Here is a 6654-nt window from a genome sequence, read left to right as displayed (position 1 = left end):
TCCAAAACTGCAACAAAGGCAGAAGTCAAAGAATTTCTCAAAGACCCCGACGCTTATATCAAGAAATACGGACTAGCTTGGATAGTTTACACTCCGACGGCTGAATCGGGCATTGACATTAGCATCCAGAATATTGACATTAGCACCCAGAATTATTTTTCTGATGTGTTTTGCTGGTTTGTGGGAGTTCTGGGCGTTGACGAGTGTATGCAAATGTCTCGGCGCGTCCGTCATCCCGAAAGAATTATTGTTTTGTGTCCAGAGCGGGGGCTGGGCAAAAAGAACACCGGGGGAATTTTTGAAGCTGAAATAATCAAAGCTCTCTCAGAGTTTGGGGATACAGAAGCTCGGTTGCTTCTAGAGGATGAATCCCAGTTGCAGAAAGTGCGGGAAGATTTAGCGGCTCAAATTGTTACGCCACACACAATTATGTGGGCAAAGCTCCAAGCGAAAGCAGAACTGGAGCGCGTGAACCTACGGAAATATTTGTTTAAAGCTTTCGAGCTTGGTGGCTACTCTGTGCAGCAAGTATCAGCGACCGAGTGCAGCGACGAGGGACACGCCCTGGCAAAAGAAGAGTGCAAGGACGAAGAAGCTCAAGAGATTTTCAACGCACCCGACATTGACCTAGCCGAGGCCTTGAAAATTAAGCGGAACTACAATGCTGCATGGTCAGAACAATGCAAGAGCATCAAAGCTTTGCTTAAAGCTCGGCTCCCAGGAATCGAAGACTCTGAGTTGTGGACCTGGGAGTTTGTGCGCCGGGTGAGGTTTGATGAGCGATCGCTTTTATCCCAGCTCGATGCCGCTTGGCAATTTGAGAACCCAGAGGACGCCGAATATTTGCAGCGTTCTAGATTGTTGGCTGGCAAGCGTGAATTTTTGGGTGATTTCTCCAATCGCTACCTAAAAATCAGAGCACTTCAAGCCCTGGGTCTGGAGAAATTTTTGGATTCCAGCAAAGTTTGGAGCGGCGATGACTTTGAAGTTACCGAGATTTACGAGCGCTGCAAAAAGAAAGCGATCGCCAACCTTCTCGGACATCCAGGCAAGATGAAACCGATGCAGTGGTTGAATCAATTGCTGAGCTTAATTGGCTGCAAACTTATTTGTCACAGAAGGAAACGGAGCGGTGTGGTGCACCGAGAATACTCGTTTATTGATGAGCTAAGCACCCCTAAAAATTGGGATGAATTGACCGCTCTTACAGCCAAAAAACAAGCGAAAAGAATAGCAGAAGTAAAAGAAGCTGAACTCCTCGCGGGGCAAGCACTTGAGGCGGTGACACCTGCTGTTTTTGATACAAATTTAGGGGTAGGTGTCACTCTACCAAACATAAAAGTAGAACCTCCGATCCAAACTCCAATCGCAGAAACTCCGATCACAAACTTGACAGGCTGGGTTAGCCGCTGGGGTAAGTGGGTGACGGCCAAAGTAATCGGCTGGTGTTCCGAGGGGACGCGCTACCGAATTTTGTATCAAACAAAATGCGGCGAATGGAGCGAAGGGCTAGCTTTCCCCAGTCAAATCAGATGGGGACCAACTTTAGAGAATCCATCCCAATAAGTATAAAGTCCTACTCAGCTATAACAGTTCTAAGCCCAGGGTTAAGATATGGAATTTTCTTGTGCCACTTAGCTGTGCCAGTTTCGCTGTGTCACTACATCACCAGTCTTGCAAGCTTTAGCTCAGGATATGGAAGTTATTCCCGCCTAAAAAAGGTTTTGGAGTAAGTGGGGAATTACCCTTTCCCCGTCTAAACCGTATCCGCTCAATAAATCGGGGGAAATCGCTCACTGACTAGCCTCAAACATCGCAAAATCGTTTTCAACACGGTAGTCTACCCCGTTTTATTGAGCGGATACTCTAAACCTCTAGCGGGATTTTTTCGACGGGCTCTTAAGTCTTTGTCGAAGTGAAAAAATTTAGAAGACCGTCGGAAAAATCTCCGCACTGCCGTCCGCAAGGACACCTAAAGCCGTGTGTCACGCGCTTCACATTATTAATGAACTTAGCGGTTCCAGTCTCTGGGTTAAGATATGTTCCTAATGGGGTACAGCCGAGATACGCGCAGCTGTTAAAGTTATTAGATAAGATTTTGCAAAAGGAGTCTAAATATGGTTATGTCTATTAAAAGTATTCGTTCAGCTTTGCCACAAGGAATGGGGATGAATTTTTATAATTTTGAAGATGAAAAAGAATTAAATTTTAGTGGAGAAGGAACAAAAACAACTAGTACCTGGGTTCCTTATCAAACAAGTGGAAAACAGATAAGAATACAAATAAAAAATGAAAATAATAATTCTCATGTAGATGCAGAGTTTTATTTGTGGGATGATGATTATAAATTGCAATGCAGTACCCCGGAGGGTATAAAAAATCTATTGACTGTTTCTGGTAGTAAGGATATAGGTATAACTGTTAACTTAACGGGTGTTCAAGCACATTTTGAGTAAAGATAAGATAATGGGGTATTTAATCAAAAGAACGGTTAACCGTATAGAGCATCACCCACTATGCCTGTATCCACTCGACAGGACTTGACGATTAACCGTACTTTTAAAATTACCTCTCAAAGCCAACTTAAACTTTTTCTAACTTTAAGGAAAAATCATGATTAAGCGTGGAATTAAATTCGTCATTTCATTTTTTTTTATTAGTGCCATTTTTTTTAATTTTCCTTCTAACGCCCTAGCTAACATGGGAGATTGGAAACTTACAAATGCCAAAGAAAATCTAACGGGGAATTGGGTCTATTATGTGTATAGTGCAGCTAATGCTCTTTATCAAGGTATTCACTTCAGCAGACATGTGGATAACTCATACGACGATCATATAGCAACAGATGATAGGATGTACTACTATTATGGAAATACAAGAAGTTTCAATACTCCGAATATACCACAGCAAATTAGAGACACGCTTATAAAGGCATGGCAGGATTATTTCTCAGTAAGCTAGTGTTAAACATTTGACTTTGGGCTACCCATTTAACCAGCGTCCTTGAAGTGTTACTGGATAAGCATTCTGGGAACTACTCTTTTTATCTCTCAAAAACTTAAAGAGTTGAAAATTAAACTGTACCAATTAGAGCATAGATTATTTGGTACAGCTTTTTTGTACGGTACAGGAAGGATTTGAGGCTTTTAAATTTCAGACAGTTCAATTGGTACAGGTCTATAAGAGGCGATCTCAATATTCAAAACGGCTAATCAATTCCTTAGCGTAAGTTTCTGTACGACTGCTCATTTACCCCCCCACTCAAACCTATCAGCAACAAGTCCTAAACCTGTAAACAAATTTAGGAGGTGCAACTAATCGGGTGGGAAACAGCGTGGCTAGCCCAAATGACACTAAGACCGATTTAGACCAACAACTTAGCACCCACGCCGCAACCGATGACCGCTACGCTAATTTTTCGGCATCAGTTGAGCATTGATCGCGATCGGCTCTTGGACACACTCAATTCAAGACCGGAAAAAATATTCCGATCGGACTCTTGGACGCGCTCAAAAGCGGAAAAATTGTTCCGATCATGATCGGTGACCGCTGCACTCGCCGCAACCGATGACCGCTGCGCTAATTTTTCGGCGTCAACTTGTCCGACACAACTCCCTCTACTTACAACAAGCTCTACAGCGGACAAGCTGCCACTCGAAAAATTTCATCGGCTGCTTGACCTAGTTTTTTAGGGTAAGTTTTTGAAATTGCATAGTATATCATGTTTTATATTTTTTTAGGTTGTCTACCGGGTATCACTCGACCCGGTTTTTTTTAGCCTTGCGGGCCTGCGGCGCACCTCTGACGCGGCCGGGGGGGCGGGCCACGCTTAGCTCCCCCCCCGGCCCACGATTACCGATCGCAAAATTCTGGCAATAATTTATTGTCTACACTGTCTACACTGTCTACACTGTCTAGCACCATGTCTAGCACCATGTCTAGTGTTGTCTAGTTTTGTCTAGCACCATGTCTAGCACTGTGTTTATAGCGATCGCAAAATTTTGATAATAATTTAATGGATGCTACACATAAAAAAAATGTGGAAACTGTAAAAGCTATTTAGAACAGTCATTTAAAGCTCACGCCCAGGAGCTGAGTATATGTAGCAATTCAATTTGATTTAATGAAACTGACTTAAGGGAGCTTTCGCAGTTGCAAGACCTGGGCTGAGATATTAAATTATTCCCGCGTAGCATTTGACAGCCATTTATGGAAATGGTTGATTAAAACCTGACAGCCATTTATGGAAACGGTTGGATAGGACATCAGCCATTTATGGAAACGGCATCAAACTGTAGCGGTGAGGATCTAGCGTGGATATGTCCGTTTGCCCTCCTAGCCCAACCAATGAGGTTTTTAAAAAGCAAACGATTGCTATCTCAAGCCTGCGTCCGGTCGCTTTTTTAAAACTTGTGGGAGACGTGTCACGGCGATCTAACCATTTATATAAATGGTTGGTCAAAACCTGGCATCCGTTTATGGAAAAGGCTGGATAGAGGAGCAACCATTTATGGAAACGGCAGATATTAAGACAGCACTTGATGGGGCAAGAAGCATTGAAAATAACCAGGAGCCGAGCTTTATCCGCTTATGGAAATGGCTGGATAGAGGCAATAACCATTTATAGAAACGGCAGATATTAAGACAGCACTTGATGGGGCAAGCATTGAAAAATAACCAGGAACCGAGCTTTATCCGTTTATGGAAATGGCATTTGCTGAGGTTGAATCAGTCAAGTTTGAAACAGAAGGCGCCGATCGCGATCGGTGTAGAACTATCTGGCTTAAAGGGAAAAATTGCATCGGCTCTGGAAAAAAATGAAAAATTAGCGCCGATCGCGATCGGTGTAGAGGTTCGATCGCAACTTGAAACGGAAGACGCCGATCACGATCGGTGTAGAGGTTCGATCGCAACTTGAGACAGAGCGCGCCTCGCGGGAGGAAATTACAAACTCAGCGCCGATCGCGATCGGTGTGGAGCTTCGATCGCAACTTGAGACTGGCGCGCCGATCGGAAAAAAATTGAGACGAAACGATCCTCGCTCAACCAAAATTCTGCTCCGGCCGCCGAACCTTACCAAAAATTAGCATCTGATGCGGCCACAATTCTCAGCCAGCTTCAAGCCAGACGCAAAAAATCAAAAGCTGACTTGGCAGAGCTGGAACTCATTTTGGAGATTTTACAAAGCTGAGGCGACAAAACTTTACAGCCATCTCTTGACAAAATGGCCAGAATACTGCAATTGTAAGTAACTAAGGAAGACTGCTGCGCGACTGTCAAGCGATTGGACCCGCTTAACAAGTCACGACTTCCCCAACACGTTCTCTTACAACGATTGGAGCTCAAAAATTATGACATTTACAGAGGGTTGTCCATCCGGACGATCGCAAGACTTAACGTTTTTCCAACATTCTGACGAAGCCCTAGCTGTTAAGTAGCTTAGGGAAACTGCTGCGCGACTGTTTGGTGCTGAGAACACCGAACAATTCACGACTTCCCCAATCTTCCCGAGAAAATTGGAGGATCTAATAGTGGTTTTTGGTAATTACATTCTTACTGTGCGGCGAGAATTTTAACTAACCAAATACCCGTGAACACCAAAAAACTGATGTTATCTGTAGGAGGATCTAACAGCGGTCTTTGGATTCACACTCACCAGACAATGCCCTTAAATTCATCAGATATCTCCAAACATCAAAAAACCGCTGCTCTAGATTGGCGTCAAACGGCAGTAGCTTTTGGATAAATCTCGTTTTAAGGGCGAGAACTTAAACTGATCGAGGACTTAATAAACGCCAAAAAACCGCTGTCTGTGATTGGAAGCCCACGGCGGTTTTTTGGATTCATACTCAGGCGGTGATAATCAAACTCATGACTACATCTCACCTTATTGGGGGAAATGAAGCATCGAATGTCCCTAAAGATTTAGAGGCTGGCGCAGACGACACAATTGTTATTGACAAATTGCTTGTCAACAAACTGACTGAGCTGTTGATAAATTCTATTTACAGCGTTCACTTTAGTCGCCGTTCCGAAATTTTTCTGACAAGTTTGGATATGCACTTGGCGGATTTTTCAATTAGTAATAAGAACGACACAGCTTGTCGTGATTTTACTGAAAAATCATCACTACTGCTAGAGTCTTACCAAAAAGATGTTCCTAAATCGTTGGGAAAAGCAGAGAGCTATTTGGGAGAAGCAATTGATTTGATTAATCTCATTGTGTCTGCCAGTGAAGCAGAGGTCAACAATGGGTAAGAACTATCGTCGCATCGAGCAACTCAAAGCGATCGCTTTTGACTGCGGTTTCGGCAACGAAGATGCCAAGCAGTTCGGCAAGCTCAGCAAAACTGCTACCTGGGAGGCAATGCTGGAAACTTACGGCGTTCCCTTTCCAGCAGACAACAGTAGTTTAGACACACAAGACACCCAAGACACAGAAGAAAGCGACTGATGAAAACGTGGGCCGGGGGGGGAGCCGGGTTTATGGCCCGCCCCCCCGGCCGCGACACCCAGAATTTAGGGGCGCCGCAGGCAACAGGGTCCGAGTAACACCCTGTATAAACACAAGAAAAAAAAGTAAAAAATAATAGTAAAAAGCTTATGAATAATAAAGTACACCCATTTTTTGAAGATGTTACACTGTGGGATTTT

6 protein-coding genes and 1 pseudogene are annotated in these 6654 nt (G+C 43.8%); all 7 read left to right on the top strand.

Translation table 11 applies throughout. From position 1 onward, the window contains the following. Positions 1-1566 (top strand): annotated as a pseudogene (locus tag ACUVJL_RS31020) (hypothetical protein); the annotation flags it as partial. Positions 1567-2123: 557 nt separating this feature from the next. Continuing rightward, positions 2124-2456 (top strand): hypothetical protein, encoded by a 333-nt coding sequence (locus ACUVJL_RS31015; protein WP_445249344.1) that lies wholly within the window; start codon positions 2124-2126, stop codon positions 2454-2456. Positions 2457-2613: 157 nt separating this feature from the next. Next, positions 2614-2961 (top strand): hypothetical protein, encoded by a 348-nt coding sequence (locus ACUVJL_RS31010; protein WP_445249343.1) that lies wholly within the window; start codon positions 2614-2616, stop codon positions 2959-2961. Between the two features lie 1489 nt (positions 2962-4450). After that, complete coding sequence (locus ACUVJL_RS31005; protein WP_445249342.1) at positions 4451-4627, top strand: hypothetical protein; 177 nt, start codon at positions 4451-4453, stop codon at positions 4625-4627. 39 nt (positions 4628-4666) lie between these two features. Next, positions 4667-4918, top strand: coding sequence for a hypothetical protein (locus tag ACUVJL_RS31000; protein ID WP_445249341.1), 252 nt, complete (start codon positions 4667-4669; stop codon positions 4916-4918). Between the two features lie 953 nt (positions 4919-5871). Then, positions 5872-6258 carry a hypothetical protein gene (locus tag ACUVJL_RS30995; RefSeq protein ID WP_445249340.1) on the top strand — a complete coding sequence of 129 codons (387 nt, stop codon included), beginning with the start codon at positions 5872-5874 and terminating at the stop codon, positions 6256-6258. Continuing rightward, positions 6251-6454, top strand: a complete 204-nt coding sequence (locus ACUVJL_RS30990; protein WP_445249339.1) for a hypothetical protein — start codon at positions 6251-6253, stop codon at positions 6452-6454. Before ACUVJL_RS30995 ends, ACUVJL_RS30990 begins: the two co-directional genes overlap by 8 nt. Positions 6455-6654: the final 200 nt, after the last annotated feature.

This window comes from Microcoleus sp. OTE_8_concoct_300 (assembly GCF_031383065.1).
In the GTDB taxonomy this organism is placed as follows: domain Bacteria; phylum Cyanobacteriota; class Cyanobacteriia; order Cyanobacteriales; family Microcoleaceae; genus Microcoleus.
The sequence above is the reverse complement of the archived record's forward strand: the minus strand, read 5'-3'. Positions and strand labels throughout refer to the sequence as shown.

Excerpts from the sequence above, each read along its gene's own strand:
- ACUVJL_RS31015 (WP_445249344.1), top strand. The coding sequence starts at position 2,124 with ATGTCTATTAAAAGTATTCGTTCAGCTTTGCCACAAGGAATGGGGATG.
- ACUVJL_RS31010 (WP_445249343.1), top strand. The coding sequence starts at position 2,614 with ATGATTAAGCGTGGAATTAAATTCGTCATTTCATTTTTTTTTATTAGT.
- ACUVJL_RS31005 (WP_445249342.1), top strand. The coding sequence starts at position 4,451 with ATGGTTGGTCAAAACCTGGCATCCGTTTATGGAAAAGGCTGGATAGAG.
- ACUVJL_RS30995 (WP_445249340.1), top strand. The coding sequence starts at position 5,872 with ATGACTACATCTCACCTTATTGGGGGAAATGAAGCATCGAATGTCCCT.
- ACUVJL_RS30990 (WP_445249339.1), top strand. The coding sequence starts at position 6,251 with ATGGGTAAGAACTATCGTCGCATCGAGCAACTCAAAGCGATCGCTTTT.